At 63.2% G+C, this 20,100-nt stretch carries 22 protein-coding genes; 9 read left to right on the forward strand and 13 right to left on the reverse strand.

Annotation, left to right across the window (positions count from 1 at the left end):
• A partial coding sequence (locus Q8814_RS16090) for a hypothetical protein (RefSeq protein WP_330153014.1) occupies positions 1 to 442 on the reverse strand: 442 nt, incomplete at its 3' end.
• Positions 443 to 534: 92 nt separating this feature from the next.
• Here Q8814_RS16090 and Q8814_RS16095 point away from each other — a divergent pair.
• Complete coding sequence (locus Q8814_RS16095; protein WP_330153015.1) at positions 535 to 1,284, forward strand: helix-turn-helix transcriptional regulator; 750 nt, start codon at positions 535 to 537, stop codon at positions 1,282 to 1,284.
• 124 nt (positions 1,285 to 1,408) lie between these two features.
• On the opposite strand, the gene Q8814_RS16100 is transcribed toward Q8814_RS16095, so the two are convergent.
• On the reverse strand, positions 1,409 to 2,113 hold the full coding sequence (locus Q8814_RS16100) for an amidase family protein (RefSeq protein ID WP_330153016.1): 705 nt from the start codon (positions 2,111 to 2,113) through the stop codon (positions 1,409 to 1,411).
• A complete protein-coding gene (locus Q8814_RS16105; protein ID WP_330153017.1) occupies positions 2,067 to 2,930 on the reverse strand; it encodes a hypothetical protein in 864 nt (287 codons plus the stop codon). The genes Q8814_RS16100 and Q8814_RS16105 overlap by 47 nt, the downstream gene beginning before the upstream one ends.
• Positions 2,931 to 3,123: 193 nt before the next feature.
• Here Q8814_RS16105 and Q8814_RS16110 point away from each other — a divergent pair, with 193 nt between their 5' ends.
• The 5 genes from Q8814_RS16110 to Q8814_RS16130 all read left to right on the forward strand — a co-directional run bounded on the left by Q8814_RS16110 (position 3,124) and on the right by Q8814_RS16130 (position 6,669).
• Complete coding sequence (locus tag Q8814_RS16110) at positions 3,124 to 3,510, forward strand: hypothetical protein (RefSeq protein WP_330153018.1); 387 nt, start codon at positions 3,124 to 3,126, stop codon at positions 3,508 to 3,510.
• Positions 3,511 to 3,735: 225 nt separating this feature from the next.
• Positions 3,736 to 4,566, forward strand: coding sequence for a hypothetical protein (locus tag Q8814_RS16115; protein WP_330153019.1), 831 nt, complete (start codon positions 3,736 to 3,738; stop codon positions 4,564 to 4,566).
• A gap of 19 nt (positions 4,567 to 4,585) precedes the next feature.
• The gene (locus Q8814_RS16120) at positions 4,586 to 4,888 is read left to right on the forward strand and encodes a hypothetical protein (RefSeq protein WP_330153020.1); all 303 of its coding nucleotides are present in this window, start codon (positions 4,586 to 4,588) and stop codon (positions 4,886 to 4,888) included.
• A gap of 73 nt (positions 4,889 to 4,961) precedes the next feature.
• Positions 4,962 to 5,936, forward strand: coding sequence for a pseudouridine synthase (locus tag Q8814_RS16125; RefSeq protein ID WP_330153021.1), 975 nt, complete (start codon positions 4,962 to 4,964; stop codon positions 5,934 to 5,936).
• A 163-nt stretch (positions 5,937 to 6,099) separates the two neighbouring features.
• A complete protein-coding gene (locus tag Q8814_RS16130) occupies positions 6,100 to 6,669 on the forward strand; it encodes a YdeI/OmpD-associated family protein (protein WP_330153022.1) in 570 nt (189 codons plus the stop codon).
• Positions 6,670 to 6,699: 30 nt separating this feature from the next.
• Here the strand turns inward: Q8814_RS16130 and Q8814_RS16135 are convergent, their stop codons facing one another.
• Positions 6,700 to 7,632: a glycoside hydrolase family protein gene (locus Q8814_RS16135; RefSeq protein WP_330153035.1), complete on the reverse strand. Its 933-nt coding sequence runs from the start codon at positions 7,630 to 7,632 to the stop codon at positions 6,700 to 6,702.
• Positions 7,633 to 8,008: 376 nt separating this feature from the next.
• Between Q8814_RS16135 and Q8814_RS16140 the strand changes: the two genes are divergently transcribed.
• Positions 8,009 to 8,398 (forward strand): hypothetical protein, encoded by a 390-nt coding sequence (locus Q8814_RS16140; protein WP_330153023.1) that lies wholly within the window; start codon positions 8,009 to 8,011, stop codon positions 8,396 to 8,398.
• Positions 8,395 to 9,594: a DUF6575 domain-containing protein gene (locus tag Q8814_RS16145; protein WP_330153024.1), complete on the forward strand. Its 1,200-nt coding sequence runs from the start codon at positions 8,395 to 8,397 to the stop codon at positions 9,592 to 9,594. Before Q8814_RS16140 ends, Q8814_RS16145 begins: the two co-directional genes overlap by 4 nt.
• On the opposite strand, the gene Q8814_RS16150 is transcribed toward Q8814_RS16145, so the two are convergent.
• The 9 genes from Q8814_RS16150 to Q8814_RS16190 form a co-directional block, all read right to left on the reverse strand.
• The gene (locus Q8814_RS16150) at positions 9,591 to 10,868 is read right to left on the reverse strand and encodes a tyrosine-type recombinase/integrase (protein ID WP_330153025.1); all 1,278 of its coding nucleotides are present in this window, start codon (positions 10,866 to 10,868) and stop codon (positions 9,591 to 9,593) included. The two genes, Q8814_RS16145 and Q8814_RS16150, sit on opposite strands and share 4 nt — an antisense overlap.
• Before the next feature lie 252 nt (positions 10,869 to 11,120).
• Complete coding sequence (locus Q8814_RS16155) at positions 11,121 to 11,366, reverse strand: hypothetical protein (protein WP_330153026.1); 246 nt, start codon at positions 11,364 to 11,366, stop codon at positions 11,121 to 11,123.
• Positions 11,363 to 11,848 carry a hypothetical protein gene (locus Q8814_RS16160; RefSeq protein ID WP_330153027.1) on the reverse strand — a complete coding sequence of 162 codons (486 nt, stop codon included), beginning with the start codon at positions 11,846 to 11,848 and terminating at the stop codon, positions 11,363 to 11,365. The genes Q8814_RS16155 and Q8814_RS16160 overlap by 4 nt, the downstream gene beginning before the upstream one ends.
• Before the next feature lie 257 nt (positions 11,849 to 12,105).
• Positions 12,106 to 14,466, reverse strand: a complete 2,361-nt coding sequence (locus Q8814_RS16165; protein ID WP_330153028.1) for a bifunctional DNA primase/polymerase — start codon at positions 14,464 to 14,466, stop codon at positions 12,106 to 12,108.
• A 612-nt stretch (positions 14,467 to 15,078) separates the two neighbouring features.
• Entirely contained in the window at positions 15,079 to 15,678 is a 600-nt protein-coding gene (locus tag Q8814_RS16170; RefSeq protein ID WP_330153029.1) for a hypothetical protein, read from the reverse strand.
• Positions 15,675 to 15,980, reverse strand: coding sequence for a hypothetical protein (locus tag Q8814_RS16175; RefSeq protein WP_330153030.1), 306 nt, complete (start codon positions 15,978 to 15,980; stop codon positions 15,675 to 15,677). The genes Q8814_RS16170 and Q8814_RS16175 overlap by 4 nt, the downstream gene beginning before the upstream one ends.
• Positions 15,981 to 16,763: 783 nt before the next feature.
• Positions 16,764 to 17,120 carry a hypothetical protein gene (locus Q8814_RS16180; protein WP_330153031.1) on the reverse strand — a complete coding sequence of 119 codons (357 nt, stop codon included), beginning with the start codon at positions 17,118 to 17,120 and terminating at the stop codon, positions 16,764 to 16,766.
• A gap of 54 nt (positions 17,121 to 17,174) precedes the next feature.
• On the reverse strand, positions 17,175 to 17,411 hold the full coding sequence (locus Q8814_RS16185; protein WP_330153032.1) for a hypothetical protein: 237 nt from the start codon (positions 17,409 to 17,411) through the stop codon (positions 17,175 to 17,177).
• Positions 17,396 to 18,472, reverse strand: a complete 1,077-nt coding sequence (locus Q8814_RS16190; RefSeq protein WP_330153033.1) for a hypothetical protein — start codon at positions 18,470 to 18,472, stop codon at positions 17,396 to 17,398. Before Q8814_RS16190 ends, Q8814_RS16185 begins: the two co-directional genes overlap by 16 nt.
• 586 nt (positions 18,473 to 19,058) lie before the next feature.
• On the opposite strand from Q8814_RS16190, the gene Q8814_RS16195 reads away from it, so the two are divergent.
• Positions 19,059 to 19,901 (forward strand): hypothetical protein, encoded by an 843-nt coding sequence (locus tag Q8814_RS16195; RefSeq protein ID WP_330153034.1) that lies wholly within the window; start codon positions 19,059 to 19,061, stop codon positions 19,899 to 19,901.
• Positions 19,902 to 20,100: the final 199 nt, after the last annotated feature.

Consider the following 20,100-nt stretch of genomic DNA (forward strand, 5'->3'; position numbering starts at 1 on the left):
TGGTTGTTCCGGCGCTGCGGTGAGCGGACGGGGAGGTTGCCAGCCGTGCCAGTGCCACGGCAGCGACGAGAAGTCCGACGTCGCGCAGGGCGATGTCGAGGTATCCGCCGATGGTGACCAAGTTGACGATGATTCCGAACAGCCATGCCGCGACGACGTAGCCACCGAGCGCGGGACGCACTGCGACCAGAATGCCGGCGACGATTTCGATCACGCCGACCGCAAGCATCGCCTGGTGTGCGGTGCCGGGGACGAGGTTGTCGATCCATGGGGCGAGGTAGCGCGGCCAGTCGGTGAGCAGGTTGGTGAACTTGTCGATGCCGAAGACGATGGGCGCCACCGTGAAGACCGTACGCAGAAGCAGAAACGCCTGGTGAGCGCCTGGATCGGTACGGATCGGAACCGCTGCGACGGAGGGGCGGGAAGTTGGTGTGTGGCTCATGGGGAGCCTCCTCAATCTAAAGGAGAGTAATATCTACTTTAGATACGTGACGTAGATTACGTCAAGAGATTTCTCTTTTAGAAGGAGCGAGGATGCGAGACGACCTGGAGAGGGACATCGCGGGAATCGGTGCACTGGCAGATCCGGTCCGGCGATCGCTCTACCTCTACGTCACCGCGCAACCCGAGGCGGTGGGCAGGGAGGATGCGGCTGCTGCAGTCGACCTTCCGGTGCATTCGGCGAAATTTCATCTCGATCGCCTCGTGGCCGAAGGCCTGCTCGACACCGAGTTCCGTCGACTATCGGGGAGGACGGGCCCGGGGGCCGGACGCCCGTCCAAGCTCTACCGACGCTCGTCCCGGCACTTGTCGGTGTCGCTTCCCGAGCGCCGCTACGACCTGGCCGGGCAGGTACTCGCCGAGGCGATCGAACAATCCATGCACGACGCGGTGCCGATTGCCGATGCGGTGCGGACCGCGGCAGACCGACACGGTCGGCGCCTCGCCGCCGAATCCCCCGCCGAGCAAAAGAGTTGCGCCGACGTCACTTCCGAGCCGGCGGCCGCAGTCACCGTCTCGACCGAGGTCGAACAGGTCGGGACGATACTGGCGCGGTACGGCTATGAACCTCGCACCGCCGGGAACAGCATCCGGCTCGCGAACTGCCCGTTCCATCGGCTGGCAAGCACGCACCGGCAACTGGTGTGCTCGATGAATCTTGCGCTGATCGAGGGCCTCCTCGCCGGTCTCGATGCCGACGACCTCGCCGCGACCCTCGCCCCCGAACCCGGATTCTGCTGCGTCAGCATCGATCGAAGGGGCACCCCACCGAGTCCGCGCTGACCGGACGAACCCTGGTCTGCTCCCGAACCGTGCGTGGTCTGCTTCCGATCTTCCTAACGCTGCCGCGCCTGTCATTGCCGCGAAGGTGCCTGCGTTGCGCCGTCTCTTCGTCTCGTGGAGACTTTCATGAGGTGCCGACGAAATTTGGTGGGGTCCGGTCCCTCCAGGGGAGAACCTGCTCGAGCGTGGCCGCGATTCGAAACAGAATGTCTTCGCGGCCATAGGGCGCGACGAGTTGCACGCCGATGGGCAGACCGTTCTCGCTCTGTCCCAGGGGAAGGCTGATGGCGGGTTGGCCGGAGATGTTGAAGACGGAGGTGAACGGTCCGTAGTCGAAGAGCGACCTCAGCCAACTCATCACGGTGTGGTCGGGATTGTCGTACTGCAGGGTGCCGTGCGGCGCGGGAAGTCGGCCCAGCGCCGGTGTCACGAGCAAGTCGTATCCGGTGAAGAACGCGCCCACGGAGCGGGTCACCCGATTCTGCGCATTGAGCGCTGCCATGAGATCCAGGGCACTGAAAGTGACTGCCTTCTCGAGGATTTGCCTGGAGACGGCCTCCATCTGCGTCGGATCCGGTTGCCGCGGTGCGCCCAGCAGGGGCGCGACGGCCGCGACCAGCTCACCCACGCTGCTGTGAACAGCGTCCTCCCAGTCGACGTGGTCGAGCGCCGGACGGAACAGGGGCAGTGCAAGCCCGTTGACCTCCGCATTCGCTACCTCGAGGGCGTGCCGGGCGGCCTCCTCGATTTCGGTTGCCGCAACCTGTCCGGTCGCGATCAGTTCACGAAGTCCGAGGCCGTCGTATCGCGCGTACTCGTCGAGATCCATGAGGTTCCTGCCGTCGATGCTGCGCGTGTCGCGACCGAACCCCCTCGCGGGCAGGAAAGAACTTCCAGATCAACGCACTTCCGATGGCGCCGAGCACGATCATGCCGATGCCCACAGCGTCCGGTAGGGAGTCGGTGACCCAACCGAAGATCCCCGCGACCAGGACGAACGTCGGAACCCAATCGACAAGCTTGATCATCGACGGGGAAGGCTCGTCTTCACCCCTCGCCGCTGCGCTCTTCGCCCCGGCATAATCCGGATAGAACTCGGTGAACGCGATCGCGAAGAATATGGCTGCCAGCTGCAGCACCCAGCCGGTCCAGAAGTTGTTCGGGTCGCGCATCGCGGCGTCGCCGATCAGGCCGACCGCGGCCGAGAAGGTGAACGCGCCTGCCCAGACCACCGAAATCACGTAGTTGATCTTCATGAAGACCGGTGAGCCCCAATATTCTTCGGGTGTTTGCTCTTGGGCGTACGGCAGGGTGAACGGCCTGCGCGCGACCAAGGTGGCGATCACGAACAGCGCCAGCGCGACGTTGGTGAGCTCGCCGGCCCAGATCTCCATCCAGTCGATGACACCGTCCGAGGCGACCAGGCCCACCGCCGCCAGCACGACGAAGAATGCTGCGCCGAACACATCCAGAGCATGGAGCGTGATACCGCGCCGCCTGCTCAACCACATGTTCGCGAGGACCACGCCGAGCGCGAAACACACGGCCTCTTCGAACCTGTCCGGCGACGACAGCACCGACATCAGAATCCACGGCGCGATGCCCGACAGTGGCGACCGGAGGTACCCGTCGAGGACTTTCGCCATGGACGAGAGCCTATTGCGCAGCAGGTCGGGCGTCGGGTCTTCCGAGGTGAACGAGGCCGTTTCGAAATGGTGTTGCCCCGCCCTTCGGGCCGTGCGTCGAACCGAAGCTGCTGCTCGACGCGAACGAGGGGTGAGAACTCCTCGGAGTGAGACGACTGGTAACACCAGCGTCAGGAACGGAGATCTTCCGAGCATGAAGCAGCTCGTCGCCGGCATCGCCGTGCTGATGGTCATCGGCCTGGTCGTCGAGCACTGGGCCATCATCCTGATGGTCATCGGGCTTGTGGTCTCAGTGGTGTCACTGTGGGCGTTCGGCACACACCTACTGAGTCGGCGTCGAGCCCGGCACTCGAACAACCTCGCTGAACAGAATCGTCTCGCGGCGCGAGCCGACATCGAGCACCAGCATTATCTCGCCGGAGACGACCGAGGAATCTACGGCTCGCACATGCCCGCTGATCTCGACGGCGACCTCCGCATCCCCGGCGGATTGCGCAAGCTTCCCCCGACGATCCGGGCCTGGCAGGACGAGAAGAAGATTCCGGGCGGAGCCACCGGGGGATCTATCCCTCCCCGCTGACCAGGGGTTCTAGACGTTTGCAGCGGAACGCTAGCGCTACCCCTCGATTAACCGATCTACCTGTTGAAACACCATCCATCGGCACGCATAGCCCCATTCCAGCCCCCACGGAAACGTCACCCGCTAGCAAAGGAACCGGATGTCGACGCAGCCTCCACCTGATGGGTACGGGTACAACACTCCCCCACCCGACTGGTCCCCTCAGCCTCCGCCCCAACGGCCCAAGTGGCCTTGGATCGTGGGGGCATACTCGTCGTCGCGATCGTTGCTACGCTCGCCGGTCTCGGGATTCTCCTGTTCCGCAATTCGGACCCCGGGTCCGACGGCGCCGTCGCCGCGAGCCCACCGGTTTCCACCGTCACCATCACCGCATCTGCCTCCTCGTCCGCGGCCCGGCCTGCGCCGAGCTCCGCCCCTGCTCCCCGAGGGCTTCCGAACAACGGCATTCTCAAGGTCGGCACGGACATCGCGCCCGGCGAGTACGCAATCCGTCCCACCAGCTCCTCCGGCGCCTACTGGGAGCGACTGTCGTGCCTGACCGGCGACTTCTCGTGCATCCTGGCCAACGACAACGTGCAGGGAAACGGCTACCTGACCGTCCTTTCGAGCGATATCGCGCTGCGGATCGACAGCCTCGAGCTGATTCCGACCGGTAATCCCGCCCCCGCCACGACACCTCCCACCGCTCCCCCCACAGGATCTCCGCCTTCTGCTCCTACGCTCGACAACACGGACCGGCAGGGGTTCGTCGGCGTACCGCAGGCTCGCTGCAACCACACCAATCCCGCCGTCGCCGTCGGCCGGACCACCGAGTCACTCGTCGTGGTGTGCGAGACCGGAGCGGGACGGTACTACTACAAAGGCGTGCGCCTGCGCGACGGAGCAGCAATCGAGATCGACGACCCCGTGGCGACCGACGACGGTTTCACCGCCACGAACGCCGGCGTGCAGTATCGAATTTCGTCCAGCTCGCTACTCATCACCAAAGGGTCCGACCTCCTGGCGGAGGAACCGATGCTGCAGTACTGGTCGCAGTGGCCCGTGAGAGTCTCGTAGAAAGCCCGGGCAACATCCGATGAAACAGTTCCTCATATTCTTCGCCGCGCTCATGATCCTCGGCCTGGTGGTCGAGTACTGGCGAATCCTGGTCGTGCTGATCGTCGTCCTCGCCCTCGTCGCGGCGGCAGTCCCCGTGGCAGCCATGATCCGAGACGCCGCGAAACGAACGCTCGAGGCCGAGCGGGATCGCGACGACCGCGCGCGCGCGGAGCGGTCGCGCCTGGCGGCAAGAGCGAAAACCCAGCACGAGTGGTATCTCGAGGGCGATGCCCGCGGGATCTACGGCGCCTACCCTCCAGCCGATCTGGACACGCTGTAGAGGTGCGGCACAACGGCCCTCATCGGGACCCGAGTCGGGATCCGAAGCGGCCGAGCCGGTCGCCGGTGGGATGATGATCCGCATGCCCATGCCCTCACCACTACCCGTCAGGAACGGGGTCGGGCCGACGCGGCTGCGTGTCCCGTCGTCCGGGCCGTGGGCCACGATTGCCGAGTACGTCGTCGCGAGATTCGACCATCTGAACGCCGACGACCTCTACCGACGGTTCGACGACGGCGAGATCGTGAGCATCGACGGCAGTCCGATCGGTCGCGGCACGACCCTGAGCGCGCACCGGTTCATCTGGTACTACCGCGATCTGCCGGTGGAGGAACCGGTGCCGTTCCACGAGCAGATCCTGCACGCCGACGACGATCTCGTCGTGATCGACAAGCCCCATTTCCTTCCCACCACCCCGAGCGGGCGATACCTGCGCGAGTCTGCGCTCGTCCGATTGCGGACCCGCCTCGACAACCCGGACCTGACGCCCATCCATCGACTCGACCGCGCAACCGCCGGCGTGGTGATGTTCTCGGCTCGTCCCGAAACGCGCGGCGCCTACCAAACGCTGTTCGAGAAGCGGCAGGTAACGAAGGTCTACGAAGCGGTGTCCTCGCGCCCGTCGGGGTGGGACCCGGATGTACCGGCGCTTGCCGGACGCGCCGTGCCCGTCGTCCACCGCAATCACATCGAGGCGCGACGCGGCGAATTGCGGGTCGTCCTCGACGACTCCCGTGAGCCGAACTCGGAGACACTGATCGAGGTACTCGAGACCGGCGTGAGCGCCTCCGGACGTGCGGTGCTGCACACGATCCTGCGGCCGCACACCGGACGAATGCACCAGTTGCGGGTGCATCTGGCGGTGCTCGGTGCCGGAATCCTGGGCGACCGCTTGTATCCGGACCTGCTGCCCGAAGCGCCGGACGATCATTCCCTGCCACTCCAATTACTCGCGCGGGAACTGGAATTCACCGATCCGCTGTCGGGGATGCCGCGGCGGTTCGTCACCCGCCGGACGTTGAGCGAAGCGCCCGTTCCGGAAAGCTGAAACCCGAAGTGCCTATTCGGTCAACCTGCCGGGCCCCGCACTGTCGGCAAGCTTGAACTCGGCCGGTTTCCGGTACCGCGACGACCGTGAAACACCCTGCCGTCGATGAGGATGCTGCGGATACGAGTACGGTGCGGAAACCCAGGCGCTTAGTCTTGTCCGCATGGCAGATCCGAACGCCGAACACCTGCATCCCGGATCCCTCGACGAGTGGCACGCGTGGCTGCGGGACAACCACGATCGATCCACCGGCATCTGGCTCGTATTCTGGCGCAAGGGGTCCGGCAACACGCCACTCGACTACGACCAGGTCGTGCGGGAAGCGCTGTGCTGGGGATGGGTCGACGGGCATACCCGCACCATCGACGAATTCCGCCGAGGCATGTGGTTCACCCGACGCGGCCGCAACAGCGCGTGGGCCGCGTCCAACAAGGCACGCGTGACCGATCTGCTCGCAGAGGGACGAATGCAGCCTGCGGGAAAGGCCGTCGTCGACGACGCCAAGCAACGTGGTCTGTGGACGCTGCTCGACGACGCCGAGGCTCTCGTCGAATCTCCGGAGCTCACCGCAGCCCTCGACGCCGACCCACAGGCTCGCACCCATTGGGACGCGTGGCCGCCGAGCGTCCGCAAGTTCGCGCTCGGCCAGATCGCATTCGCGAAGCAGCCGGCGACCAAGACCAAGCGGATCGCCGGCATCGTCGAAAGGGCCACCCGCAACGAGCGGCCTTGATCGGCACGGGCACACGCGGCGCGGTCGACGTCAGGCGGGCTCCCGCATCACGCCGAAATGGCGCGCCGTTCCGGAAATGCCTGGCAGCTCCTGCACGGGCGACCAGGTCTTCAGCCCGTCGGTGCTGTCGGAGTAGAGATACTTTCCTTCGGTGTAGGCGTCGAGATATATCCGCCAGGTGCCGTCGGGTAGCTGCACCACAGCCGGGCCCTCCCGCAGAACGCCCCAATCTCCAGGTGGGACAAACGAATAGGGTCCGGTCACCGACTGCGCAACCGCGTGCTCGACAACCTTCTTGTGCTCGTTCTTGGTAAAGGCATGGTAGGTCGATCCCACCTTCACCACGGTGGTGTCGACGTGGTCCGCGCCGATCCCGACGAGCGGAACAGGCGGGCTCCACAACCTGAGCGACGGTTCCAGTGCCGTCGTCAGATACGGCACGAATCCTCCACCGGTCGAAAGCGAGAGGATGACGTGGACGCGGTCTCCGTCCACGAACCATTCGGGTGCCCAGGCTTTGGTGACGAAGGGCGACAGCGACGGTCCGTCCCGGAACCCGGCCGACCCCGAGAATCCCGGCGGGCTCGGAGGGCCTTTACCGTCCCCTGTGCCAGGCATGAATGCGCAGCAGAACGGGACCGGTAAGACCCCCAGAAACGTCCAGTCGCTGCGGTCACTGCTGCGTGCGAAGCCGATGTTCGCCCCGTCGACTGTCGTGTAGGTGAGGTAGTAGAACCCGTCCGTGTGCCGGAAGATGCTCGGGTCACGCACCACCCCCGACGGGGGCCGAAACGCCGAGATCCGGACGGGTTGGAACTCGGCGCCGTCCTCAGTCTCGTAGACATCCATATCGCGATCGCTGGCGTTGCTGAACGCCACCATCGTGTATCGCCAGTCGGGCTGTGTAGCGCCGCTGTTCCCGGGGGCCGCGACCAGCAAACCTACGACAGCGAGCATCACCATCGACATCGAGGAGAAGCTGGATCGTTTCGTCACAGTCACCGGTGCAGTATCTATGACAACAGGCGCATCACGCGTCACTTCGGCCACAACGCACGTGGATCGTCACCCACCCCACAGGTGACCGCAGCCGCAGTGGAAAGACAGCCGCGCGGTGCTACACCGCGCGGCTGTCCTACCCGCATGCGCTTGCGCGCCCGGCCAGGGCCTCAGACGTTGAAGCGGAACGCTAGCGAGAGGCCAGTTTAGCCTATCTACCTGGTGAAATGCAGTTCCGGGCGCGGGCCTTAGCCCCGTTGTAGCCCCATATGCCGCCCTGAGGCTCACAGCGTGACATGATGCACAAGACCACAGCCGCCGATCTTGTAGGACGATCGCATTGAACACCTGGCCCGACCACTATCCGGTGCAGTGCCCTCCCGATGACGCGCGCCCGGCAGCTGGCGTGTTCTACCGGTTAGTAGATGAACTCCCTCCCGTCGACGTGGACGCCAAGAGCCATCTCGAACTGAAGATAGAGGGCCACAAGCGTTTCCGGAAGCGCAAGTTCTCGGACGATTGCATCGCCGCAGGTTTGAGCATATTCGGTCAGTACGAATCAGTTGTTGCGAAACAAGAGCTTATCCCGGCGCTCCGCGACAAGAAGGTTGCAAGGGGCGACGTATCCGGACCTGGACTAATCAAACAGACTGGACAGGACGCGGACCATCACACCTGGTGGCGCCCTGCGGGTGACTCCGACTGGGGCATGTTCGAGGTAGTGGCATGAACTGGTTGCCTCGCTACACAATTTTAGGTGAATTGCGCCTACTGGAGACCTTCGCCTACTACGACGGCCCTCGACTATTCAGCTGCGCTTCTAATCTCGGGCAGAACTACCTTGCCATCTGGGTGGAAGAAGAGGAAGAGCACGACGTCTGGCTTTACATGCCGATTTCGCCGTCGAGACTATCCTCCATTAGGTCGGGAGGGATCTCTCTCCGGAGCTCAATCCTGTACGCAGAAGGATTCATCTACGAAGTCCATATACCTGACGACGAAGAACTAATCGACACGATTCCGTTCGCTCACTCAGGCCCACGCATCAAACCTGACTGGCTCCCTGCCCCGAACCGATATATCAAGCTCAAAACGGAAACACTCGAACCCGCTACGTCAGCTGATGAGTTGTCACAAACCGCTCGCGCTGAGCACCGGGGGCGGCTGAGGGTCGAAATTGACCCCTCGAATGAGATGAGGAGCACTGCGCCGACACGGTCGGTTGGGCGCCTGCTCATTCAGCTCCAGAACACACTCGACGGTCTTGGCCTTTCAATTCTGGAGGAGGAAGGGGGCACCCGCGGAAAGATTCCGGGCCGCGTCACCAAGGAAACTACCAGCGAGGTGGTCGGCCTCAGTGCAGCCAGCTTTGTCATTGACCTTGCAGCTGCCAATTACGACGACCTGCATGGCTCCGTGTTCGCCAGATGCGCTGAAACCATTGTGCATCTCTTTGACGCCGAAGCATCATCTGGGCAACTTCAACAACTGATCAGCCCACTTCACCCACGGGCTGTGACTGGCTTCCGGAAACTCTTGAGCGAGATCTCCAACCTCAATGGCCCTGCGACTATAGCCACTGCGAGTAGCAAGACTGAATACACTGCGGCCAGCCTCACCAACGAACAAATCGACAAGTTGCTCCAGACGCTTACATTCCTCGCCCCCGACCAACAAGAAGAACCCATCACAGGAAAGATGTATCTCCTCGGCGGGCAAGTAGAAAAGCAAACTTTCGAAGTCCGTCCCGACGGGTCAGACGTTACCTATCGAGGTTATATCGACGAGCAAGCAATACCGGGTTTTCTAAACTCTCCGCTCGGATCCTATTATTATGTCCGACTTAATGTTTCGAGTACAACCGATGAGTTTACAAACGATAAGAAATACACCTATCGACTCATGCAAATAACTGACACAGACTAACCTCTGATCGCTCGCACGTTTCCCATTGCTGGTACTGCCGGGGCTGCGAAGGCCGCGCCCATCGCGTTGGCGACGTGATCGCTGGCGTCCTCGTACAGGTGCCCGTAGGTGTCCATCGTGATCTTGAACGACGAGTGCCCCAGGTGTGCCTGGATGGCCTTGGCCGGGACGTTGGCCGCGATGAGGAGCGCCGCGCAGGTGTGGCGCATGTCGTGGAAGCGGAGCGCGCTTGGTAGCGCTGCCTTGGCGACCGCTGCCTTCCACCACTTCAGGTAGAAGTCGCGGCCCCAGCTCAGCGGAGTGGTCGCTCCGTCGGGTCCGGGCCACACGTACGCCTCGGGAGCGAAGGCCCCCGCTTTACCGCGCTCGGCAGCAAGGTCGGCCAGGGCGTCGCGCAGCCGGGGTGGGATGGGCACTACCCGCGTCTTGCCGTTCTTCGGCGGGACGACGGTCCAGTCGCCGTTCTTCACGGTGCTGATGCTTTCCGCGACGGTGATGCGCCCGCGCAGTAGGTCCACGTTCTCCCATCGCAGGCCGCAGCACTCCCCCGCTCGCATTCCTGTCTGCGCGGCAAACCGCACCAGCAACCCATAGGCGGCGTCACCGCTCGTCTCTTCCATCGCCACGGCCAGCCGCTCTACCTGAGCCGCCGACAGGTACGCCGTCGATGCCGTATCACGGTGCGCCTTGGGCAAGTCGTCGCGTGTGAGGCCGTGCGCCGGGTTGCCCCGTAGGTACCGGGCGCGCACGGCGGCGTCAAGCACCTGCCGCATTACTCGCACTGCGTTGTGGACCGTGCCTGGTGCCAGTGGCTTCCCTACTGAGGTTCGGCCGGCTCGCTCCCGGTACCGCGCGTCTCGCTCTGCGCGAGGCGATTCCGCCTTCGCTGGCTTGTTGTTGTGACCGACCCGCTTACCGTGCAGGGACAGGTCCGTAATCCACGCGACCAGGTCCATCGTGGTGATGCTGCCGACCGCCCTATCCGCGAACGCGGGATAGATGCGCTGCTCCAAGATCGTGCGGTACGACTGCTCGGTCTTCGGTCGCAGGTTACGGCTGCCCAACCACAGCTCCGCCACTTCACGGAAGCTACGCCGTGCGTCGCTGGGGTCGATGTAGTCGCCCCGGTTGCGGTCGGCCTTGATGTTCTCGAGGAACCGCTTCGCCTCAGTCCGCGTGCCGAACGTCTTGCTGCGGCGCTTCCCGCCGTCGTCGTACCACCGCGCCTGGAATCGTCCGGTGGTCTGTTCACGAATTGCGTAGCGGTTGGTCATGTTTCGCTCCCTTGCCCTCCAACGTTTACTCACATCCTAGCGGTCCAAACGTTCAGCTCACACGTCAGTAACGTTGCCCGAGTGGAGCTTTCAACTGCAACGACGAATGAATGAGCCTCGCCTATAGCCCTACGCCAGCCCCACGGGCCAGAATTTTCGCCCTAGCGCTTGAGTTTTGGGGTGCACCCTGCCCGTACCGCCCAGCCGCCCCGCTGGTCCGATGCGGCGACGGCCAGGCGGCAGCGAATGGGGTCAGGTGCGGTGGTTACGCCTACGCACCCGGCGCGGTGGCGGGGTGGTGCGTCGCACCTCGACGACCGCGTCCTCGTAGTGCATCAGCCCCAGATCCACTACCTCGTCGGCCGGGGCAGGAATAGCCTCGAGAGCCGGTCGTGGGGCGAGCTGCGCCCGTTCCTCGTCGCGCTGACGTCGTAGATCTTCCGCGTCGGCGGCCTGGAGGTCTCGCAGTTCCTCGTAGACCCACGCCCAGCGCCTCACAGGGCACCTCGCGGGGGCGCGGCCTCACCGAGTAGAGAAGCACACACAGCACCGAGGCAGCAACGGTCCCATTTGAACTCGCTATCAGCTAAACGATTATGCTTGATCGTGTTTCGACCTTTCCGTTGGAGCGCCACCTTCTCTGGAGTGATGACCTTCATGACCGCTGCTGCGACCTCCGCATCGGTAAGCGACTGCCCCACCACCGAATACACGTGGGAGCGCCCATGAGCCGCCACCGTCAACAGTCCGGCCTCCACGCACAGGGTCCGCCCGAGATGGAAGAAGTACACGCGTCTACGCGGATCGCGGTCCGTTGCCGAGACTCCCGCGTGCTCGCTGATCGCCTTCACGTTCGGCACCTCGCCCGCCGCGATGCACTCCACCACCGCCCGGTATGCCAGCACCGCGCCTTCTACGGCTCGTTCTTCACGGGGGCGCCCGACCGTCCCCTTTTTCGGAAAGCTCATCGTCAGTTCCATGTCTTCTCCTTTGATGCAGACGACCTCGACAAGTTGGCCGGGGTGGTTGTTGTTAATGCCGCGAACGCAGTCACACCCCGAAGGGGGTGCAGCAGGGTACATGCACCCCCTTCGTTTCCGATCCGGCCCCCCAGGGGGCCTTCCCACGAATGAATTTCTCTCTCTTATCTGGTCTTTCAAGGTCAACCTAACTTTTGGGTGGCCCACGCATAGGGGGGTACATGTACCCCCCTGCACCCCCTTTGCGTGGCACACTGTCATTCCTTCCCCGCGAGCGTGATCCGCCACGTCGGCGCGCTGTTCCGGGCCGCATACCGCTCGAGTTCCACCTCGCCCCGAGCAACGAGCAGTTCCACGGCGTCGTCCATCAAGCCCTTGTCTCGAGAGAGGAAGCTCTTGCACTTTCCGCGCTCCATCTCGCCAACTTCCTTCAGGCGCTTCATGATGCGATCGCAGACCCGCGCCAAGCCGTCCTTCTGCAACACCTCCACCTTGGCGAGCTCGCGTCGTCCTTCGGCTTCGCCCCGAACCTGATTGGACTTCTCTGCTTCGGAAGCAATTACCTTCTCGACCTCACAGCGGGTGCGGTTACTGATCTCCATCACGACACCGGCCAATTCCCAATCGTCGTCGCCTACCTTGTCGTAACGTCCGTTCATCACCATCAAGCCGACCGCCACCTTGAGCCGCGTCATCAATGCGTGGCCGTCGAGGGGATTCGCGTTGGGATTGCCTCGCACCACCATGCGGCGCTGCGTAATCACTTCATCCCGCACGCTTTCGGGGATGGCAAGCACGATGAAGCTCTTCGGATCTGCGGGAACCGTCACCAATGCGATTTCTCCCGTATCAGCACGGACGGCTGACAGGCCGGTTTTGGGCTGCGGCCAGGGACCCACGACGATCGGTTCCGGTTCGGCAGGTTCAACATCAGGCGCTTCGGGGTCGATGGTCGGCATCCACAAGAAACGCTGCGGAGTGCCGCCGTCGGCATCGTCCAAAAGTGGCTGTGCTTTGGTCGGTTGCGCTCCCACTATCATCGTCAGCCGGTAACGGTGCGCCTCTATCAACACCGCTTTGGTCTTGTCACGATTGGCGAACCCGAGTGAGTCGCCCGTCCACGCAGAGCGAAGGGTCGGGAACAGCGTCGATCCGCTGCGGCCACCCTGCGCAGTGAGTGACTCGACCTCGTCCACTGTGAACATGACGCGCGTCCGCAGGCCGACGAACTCCTTCGCCTTGGCGTCGTACGCGGCGAACTGATCCACCAATCCTTCACCGCTGCCAACGTTTCGCACGTGTACCTGTCCGTCGCCAGGGAGCTTGAGCTGGACCAGGTCGCGTGCGGCAGCGCGGGTCACGCTCTTACCCGCGCCCGACGGTCCGACCAGCGCGACGTAAGAATTCACGCTGCCATGACTACCGACCAGCGGAGGCAGCACCACGCGCGGAGGAATCACCGCGAGCGCTCGCACCATCGCAGAGCCGAACAGCGCCCAAGGTGCGATCATCCGCGCCTGCGCGAACTGACGCACTGCCGCCAGCTCGGGGCGCGCCGTCCAGAACGCTTCCACTCGTTCCTCGAGGGCGATCTCGTCACGGTTCAGGCGGACCAGCGTCTCTTCTGGGTCGACAAGCAGCGCCTGTGCTGCCGCCCACTGAGCCCCACGAACGAACTCGTCCCGGCTGGGCCGCGTACGGCCTTCGCGCGCTGAGAGTTCCTTGTCTTCGAATGACTTCTTGAACACCCTTTGCACGGTCGTGTAGACGTCATCCGCCGGATACGCTCCGGCGATTGCCTCACGGAATCCCATAGCCAATGCGTTGATCATTGCCTCGTGCCGGGAACCGTTTTCCTTGAGCTCCCTCTCAAACGTCTTTATCAGGCCAGTGAACGCAGGCATCCGCTCGCTGCGGGTGTAGGTGTCGAGGAACGCCTTCATCTCGTCGGGCGCAAGCAACGGCGCTTCGTGTTCGGGAGCGGCACGCAGGCACTCAAGCAATTGCGGTGCCTCGCTCACGAGCGGCACCGGGCCGGGTTCCGGCCACAGGTAACCGCCGCCTTTCGTATCAGCGTCGACGTGCGGAGTCGGGGCCGCGATGATGACGCCGTTCTTGCCGCGCACTTCTCCAAACATCCGGAACGCCCCGGCAGAGTTGCCGTACGCCTCTCCCACAGGAACACCGAACACGTAGTGCCCGCGATCGTTCGCTCCTTTGCGAGTGCTCTGGAACCGTCCCTTACACAGCCCTTCCCGCATTTCACGAGGAAGGTCGTTCAGAGCTTCCACGTCCAGGTCGAACACGATTGCCCCGGACTTTCCTACGTGCAAAGCGATTCCGTGTTCCTGGTTCTCGTACCACCACTGCTCGATCTGTTCAGCGTCGCGGGAGGACTTCTCCGGCCACTCTGCACCAAGCACGCTGCCGGGGTTCTTCGTACCGGGCCTGACCGGCACCACGAACCACCCGGCTGAGGCGTAGGCCAGGGCAGCTTCGGCAAGCGTTAGCCCATTCACATTGGGGATGTAGAGCGAGGGATTCGTCTCTGCCGCTGATGATTCCGTTAGTGCAGAGTTTGCTTGCGATGCTGGCGTATTGGTATGCTTACGGGGCATTACTGTTCCAATCTTGTAAATGATGTTCCCAATTACGTCCTGGAAGATGCGAATTGGGTTCGGAACTTGAAGACAACGCCCGCCTTGGTCGCGACACCAAGGGGGCGTTGCTTATGCGGGGTACCCCTTAGCCTACTACGCTGCTTTCTGGGATACGTTGCGCTGTATAACATCTCAGAGAACCGGTGCTGTATAATGTGGCTAGCTGACACCGTCAGCTGGAGAAGGCTCCGCTCTCCGATTAGAAAGGGCGCGTTCGGTTCACACCGAGCGCGTCTTTTCCCGTTGTGGCGCTTGACCTATGCGCCGCACTGCCGGGTGTCCCGATTTGGGCTGCCAGTCCGACACGGCGAGCCTCAAGGGGCCACGATAGGCCAATGAGCCGCACTGCCGGGTAGCGCACAAGACCCTGCACACCGGTGCACAGCCGGTAGCTGCCCGGAGGTAGAACCCATACGCCGCCGCACCATTCGCGGCCTTCCTCGTCCACCACTATCGTGCGGCCGAACCATCTACGAATCCTCACGGCTCGACCGAGATACAGGTCCGGCGCATCCGGCAGACTTCGGCCGGCCACGATCACCGACCCCGGTTCACACGCCCTGGCTCTCATCACACGTCCGCCCAGTCCAGACCGTCGTGGTCAAGCTCCGACCTGCATCGACGGCACGCGGACATTACGTGAACGATTGCCCCACAACTAACCATCAGGTACGACTCGCAGTTGTAGTTCTGGCCGCGCTCGCAGAGCCAGCACGCCCAGGTGCTGTGCGCGATCTCGCGAGCGACTTCCTCTCTCGGCCAACCGATCGGAACGATCACAGCCATGCTCTGCGGAACCGGATAGTCGCTGTCGTACGTCAGCTGGCGGCAGTGCAATACCACGATCCCGGCGGGCTGGCCTCCACTTTTGAGCGCCTTCAACTGGCGGTCCTGAAACGACCCGCGCTCAACGCCGTCCGGCCGTTCGCGGATGCTGAGAGCTACCCCATCGTGAGCTCGGTCGAGACCGTCGCTGACAGAGGGGTACTCCCTCGCCGCCGGAGACAGGGGCCGTTGCGGTTCGTCAAGGAAGTACGGTTCCCGAACGGCCCGAATCTGATCCACAATCGGGTCGCCCACCCCGCGCATCGCATCCGAGTCACCGCGTTCGTGTGCGTCCAGCGCGGGGAACATCAGCCGCAGTTCATCCCGAGAGTATTCGCGCTTCATGCCACACTGCCCCGGTCGTTGCGACCACCGATCGCCAGACTCTGCAGGAAATCCCACAGGTCGCGGTCGCTGTACCAGTTCTGCCCTGCGATCTTGAAGCGTCGCAATTCGCCCTTCTCGGTGGCATTGCGAATGCGCGTGTCGGTGATGCCGTGAACCCCGACCTCGTGGAAGAACTGAACCGCCCCGGCACGACCTTTGCGCGTCGGCAGGTTGGATAGCTCTTCGCGGTTGATCGGCGCTCGGCGGGCCGGACGTTGCGGTGTTGCCATCGCGCGGGACTGGCCGTATTGCTGGCTCATTGTCAGAACCTTCCGTTGCATATGAGAGAACGCACGCGTCTCCCATGATCGTTTTCTCAGGGATGTGCGCGCTTCTCTGCTCAGAAGGTGAGCCGCGATGCTGCCTCGGACCGGGCGGTGACCGGCGATTGAACCGCTTTGTTAAAGGCGTCGACCAGAATTCTTACGTTTACGTGAGGGGGCTGCGTTTCGTATAGGTGCCGCACCTGCGCCGTGGTGGCCGCTGTGGTGCGCTGCCAATACTGCCACGATGGCCGCAGCAAAGCAAACGGCACGCAGCCAAAGCTGCTGATAGGGAACGTATTCCACCGCTCGCGACGTCAGTTTGGCGTGTCGAGGCCGAGTGTGATTTGCCGTCTCATCTCAACGCTGACAGCCTCGGACGGAATTGGGGTCCGTAGTGACCGCGAACGTAAGTCAGGGAGTACTTCCGGCCGACACAGCAGAAGACCCCGCGACGACGAACCGGAGAGAACTTCGTCGCGGAGTCTTCTGCGAGTAGCCACCCGGAGACAAGTCGATCCGGGCCTTGCTCGCACCGTCGCCAGAGCATGCTCACGCCCGACGGCTAGGCCGCGGGAGGGGGTCGAATCCTCCTCGCGGGGTCTGTGGAGTTGTCTTGTAAGTTGGGATGCCGCGCCCCGCCGGAGAGGCAAGGCAACCAACGGGACGCGGCAGTCTGGGTGGCGCTGGGCTGTGGCCGTTTAGACCTAGCTGAGCGTCGCCAGGGCTGCGCTGCGGGCGCGGCTGGGGGGTTGGCTGGCCCGCCCCGCAGGTCAACCGCTACTTCTTGAGCTTCGTGCCTGCCGACGCTCGCCGGTTGGGGTTCGGCGTCGCGTTCACGGTGAGCTTCTTTTGCTTCAGCTCCAGCTCGGGCGTGATGTCGAGATGCCGGTTCGGCTTTCCGTGATACCCGACGATGCCCTTCACGAGCACGCCCCGGCCCTTCGGCGTCTTGAACTCAGCGCCGATCTTCAGCCCCTTGTATTCGCCGCCCTGGCCCACGACGAGATTCTTACTGAAGCTGCTGCTGACGTAGCTCTTGCCGACGCCCGTGGCGACCTTCGTCGCTCCGTTTTTCGTCGCGGGCTTCGCGGCAGACCGAGCACCCTTCGCTGTAGTGGCGACCTTGGTCCCCACGCCAGCGAACCGGCCCCAGCCCGGTCGCGGCGTTGATTCCGTCGGCGGGCCATGTCAGCTACCCCGTCGTTCCAGCTCGTCAGCCAGGGCGCGTAACCCCTTCGGTTCGGCCGTCTTCGGCGCTTTGCCGCGATACCGCCCGCCGTCGGCCGGCAGCGCATCCTCCAGGCCCTGAGGCGTCAGCCCCGGACCCCAGGAGTACTCGCCGGCATCGGGGTGCCCCTGAGCAACCGGAATATCCTCCACCGGGCCATACGCGCCGTTGCGCCAGCTCATCAGGACCACGCCCACGCGGGAGCGGTGTAGGTGAGCTCGGTGGTCACCTGCACGACGCACGCCGCGCTGCGGTACCGGATGCCGCAACCGAACGACCGCTGGAAGAACGAATCCTGCAACGGGTACCGCTGATCGCGGCCCGGAATGATGCGCAGGCCCTGGTACGCGGGATTTGTGTGCTGACGGAGCGCGACGGGGTTCCGGGCGCTGTTCGGCCCGCCCGTCGCCACCACGGCGAAGTAGCCCGCGGGGACGAAGTAGCTGGGGACGATCCAGACCGGGCCGTAGCTGCCGAGCACCTCCAGACCGCCGAACTCACCGGGGGCAATCTGACCGACCACATTCTCGGCGGTCAGGTATGCCGGGGCGCTGTCCGACGGGACGAAGTCGAACTTCGACGTGACGCCGTTGGCCTCAACCCCCGCGCGGAACGTGCTGATCTCTTCGGCCTCGTTGGGGTGGCACAGCACGATCAGCCGCGTATCCACCGAAGTGCCGAAGCCCTTCAGCCGCACCGCGTTGATTGCGTCCAGCAGATCGCCGGGGTCGATGGCCGCGTTGCCGCTGGCGAGGTAGTGACTCGTCGTGGTGGGGAATTCCAGCCCCGCGTGCGGGGGCGGTGCCATGCCATCGGTGCCGTTCCACAGGCCGAACACGCGGTGCAGGTGCTCGTTGGTTCCTTCGGCGGGGTTGAACAGCCGCCGCAGCAGCGTCCCCGTCACGAGACGGTTGTCGGCCTCCAGCGCGCTGTTTATGGAAGCCTGCACCTGTTCCGCAGTAGCCGAGCGCAGGAACTTCCACGTCATGCGGCTTGCGAGGTCATAGTCCTTGAAGTCGTAGCCGAGAATTAGCGCATCCGGAGCACCACGCAGACCGACCGGCTCACCGAACTCGGAAGCTTCTTCGAAGTTGTCGCTGGTGGCCCGCTGCGGGATCGCGTCGCCAACGTTGGTCGTCGGGTAGCTGATGAGCGCTGCCAAGGCAGACCGTTCGCGGTTGTAGAGCGACATCGCCGTGGCGGCCTGCGTCCAGATGGCGTTCAGGTCCACGCCGTCGGAGGTCTGGTTGACCAGCACGTCGCCTTCGGTGGCGTAACCGCCGTCACCGCCCCAGGCGTACAGCTGAGAAATATGGGTGTTCATCGATTGCTCCAATTCGGTACGAGAGTTGACGGGCGAGCGAACCGAGCACTGCTCAGGTTCTGTAATTGCTGCCGGTCTCTGACCGAACTGGGTACTGCTGATTGCTCAAAATATTCGCGGACTCTGTCACGCGGGTAATACGAAAATCCGCTGATCTCGACCGGGTGCCGGGGTACTGCGGGAACCGGGTACTGCCCGGTTAACGCCAGGCTACGGCTACTGGTGGCCGCGCGCCAATGCAAACGCCCTGCTACCCGACGGAACTAGTTCCCGAGTAGTTCTGGGGTGTGGCTGTGGTAGCCGCTACTAAGGCACCGTGCGTTCCTAGCTGCGACGATCCGTCGTTCGTAACTGACTTACAACTGGTGGCGCGAGTCGGGGATAGCAGACCGTTCTTACATAAAATCCTCCGGGTGCTTTCCGAGTCCGACTAGAGACCATAATCCCCCTGGTAGGTAACGATGCGGTGAGCTTTTGTTAGCAGAGGACTTTGTCGGTGAACGGTGGCAGAATCCCATCTATGGGATTTGATGCGCACGTTCTAAAAGTCATGATCTCCACGCCTGGAGATACCACCGATGAGGTTGAGGCAGTGAGCAAAGCGCTACACGGTTGGAACGGTTCGCGCGCGGAGGGTGCGCAGACTGTTCTGCTGCCGCGCTTCTGGAAGGCCGACGCGGTCCCGACACTCAATGCATCGGGGGGCCAGAGCGTGATTAATTCTCAGCTAGTGGACGATGCCGACATAGTTGTTGCGTTGTTTGATTCACGACTCGGGCAGGCAACAGATAACGCTGTTTCGGGAACTGCCGAGGAGATCGAACGTGCTGCCGAGGGAGGTAAGCCTGTTCATGTGTATTTCTCAGATGAGCCGATCGATCGAAAAAACGCGGACTACGCGGAACTCGGACGCCTACAGAAGTTCCGTGAGGAACTGCAAGGAAAGGGACTGCTAGGCGTCTACGCAGATCTTAATGACCTCGCTTACAAGGTACGGGATGCGATCGAAAGCGACGTCAACGGCCTTGGGCTGGGAGCACCCTCAGTCGTCCGCAAGGGAGAGCACGCACTGCCACGGCTCAGCGTGGTCCGAGAGACCAATGCTAAGGGAACAACAGATGACTACGTTGTGATCGAGAATAAGAGCACAGCTATCACGGCTGAGGAACTGCGCATAGACCTTCAGGAATGGCAGAACTCGGTGTTCCGCCAGAATGACGACCCATTCAGTCTCCCGCCTCTCCATAAAATCCGGTGGCCTGCCGCGTTTTCAATGGGCGACGCGACGCAGATCAACGCGACGCTCACCTGGACGGAACCGAGCGGGCCTCAGTCCGTCGAGTTGCCGGTGACTTATAGCTAGCTGATCCAACCGGCCAAATACTTTAATCACGTTGAGCGCCTCGCCCTGCGGGCGAGGCGCTCTCGGGTGCTGGCCAGGGTGCCGTAGTTGTTGACTTCCGGGGCTGTGACCTGCAGTTTCATGCGTTCAGGACCAGGTCGACCGCGTGGTCAGGGTTGGCGGCCAGTCGTCGGCAGGCCCGGGCGATGTTCGACTGCCC

It is taken from the genome of Rhodococcus chondri (genome assembly GCF_036327435.1).
Taxonomy (GTDB): domain Bacteria; phylum Actinomycetota; class Actinomycetes; order Mycobacteriales; family Mycobacteriaceae; genus Rhodococcus; species Rhodococcus chondri.

Coding starts and splice junctions, on each gene's coding strand:
- Q8814_RS16175 (WP_330153030.1), bottom strand. CDS start 15,980: ATGAGCCAGCAATACGGCCAGTCCCGCGCGATGGCAACACCGCAACGT.
- Q8814_RS16130 (WP_330153022.1), top strand. CDS start 6,100: ATGGCAGATCCGAACGCCGAACACCTGCATCCCGGATCCCTCGACGAG.
- Q8814_RS16195 (WP_330153034.1), top strand. CDS start 19,059: ATGGGATTTGATGCGCACGTTCTAAAAGTCATGATCTCCACGCCTGGA.
- Q8814_RS16170 (WP_330153029.1), bottom strand. CDS start 15,678: ATGAAGCGCGAATACTCTCGGGATGAACTGCGGCTGATGTTCCCCGCG.
- Q8814_RS16110 (WP_330153018.1), top strand. CDS start 3,124: ATGAAGCAGCTCGTCGCCGGCATCGCCGTGCTGATGGTCATCGGCCTG.
- Q8814_RS16100 (WP_330153016.1), bottom strand. CDS start 2,113: ATGGATCTCGACGAGTACGCGCGATACGACGGCCTCGGACTTCGTGAA.
- Q8814_RS16160 (WP_330153027.1), bottom strand. CDS start 11,848: ATGGAACTGACGATGAGCTTTCCGAAAAAGGGGACGGTCGGGCGCCCC.
- Q8814_RS16145 (WP_330153024.1), top strand. CDS start 8,395: ATGAACTGGTTGCCTCGCTACACAATTTTAGGTGAATTGCGCCTACTG.
- Q8814_RS16095 (WP_330153015.1), top strand. CDS start 535: ATGCGAGACGACCTGGAGAGGGACATCGCGGGAATCGGTGCACTGGCA.
- Q8814_RS16105 (WP_330153017.1), bottom strand. CDS start 2,930: ATGGCGAAAGTCCTCGACGGGTACCTCCGGTCGCCACTGTCGGGCATC.
- Q8814_RS16165 (WP_330153028.1), bottom strand. CDS start 14,466: ATGCCCCGTAAGCATACCAATACGCCAGCATCGCAAGCAAACTCTGCA.
- Q8814_RS16150 (WP_330153025.1), bottom strand. CDS start 10,868: ATGACCAACCGCTACGCAATTCGTGAACAGACCACCGGACGATTCCAG.
- Q8814_RS16120 (WP_330153020.1), top strand. CDS start 4,586: ATGAAACAGTTCCTCATATTCTTCGCCGCGCTCATGATCCTCGGCCTG.
- Q8814_RS16135 (WP_330153035.1), bottom strand. CDS start 7,632: ATGGTGATGCTCGCTGTCGTAGGTTTGCTGGTCGCGGCCCCCGGGAAC.
- Q8814_RS16125 (WP_330153021.1), top strand. CDS start 4,962: ATGATCCGCATGCCCATGCCCTCACCACTACCCGTCAGGAACGGGGTC.